Source organism: Massilia mucilaginosa (assembly GCF_011682145.1).
Taxonomy (GTDB): domain Bacteria; phylum Pseudomonadota; class Gammaproteobacteria; order Burkholderiales; family Burkholderiaceae_D; genus Telluria_A; species Telluria_A mucilaginosa.
Window position 1 is genome coordinate 1 of record NZ_WHJH01000333.1, and the last position, 295, is coordinate 295.

General features: G+C 73.6%; 1 protein-coding gene. It reads left to right on the plus strand.

The annotated features are described in order from the left end of the window. The coding region (locus tag F2P45_RS35080) for a hypothetical protein (RefSeq protein WP_223164948.1) at positions 1 to 295 on the plus strand (295 nt) is incomplete at both ends.

The following is a 295-nucleotide window of genomic DNA, read 5'->3' on the forward strand; positions in this document are numbered from 1 at the left end:
GCTGCTGACGCTCGGCCTGCTGGCGGCGCGCGTTCTCGCCGTCGCGCTGCTGGCGCTCGGCTTGCTGCTGGCGGTCGGCCTGCTGTTGCCGTTCCAGCTGGCGCAGGCGTTCCTGGTCGGCGTCGCGCTGCAGCCGGTCGGCGAGCTGGCGGTTGTTGGCCTCGCGCTGCTGGCGTTCGGCTTGCTGGCGATTGCTGGCGTCGCGTTGCCCTTGCAGTTGCGCTTCGGCTTCGCGCTGCTGGCGCGCGCTCTCGATGGTGCGCAGGCGCTCGCCTTCGGCGCCGCGCTGGCGGTC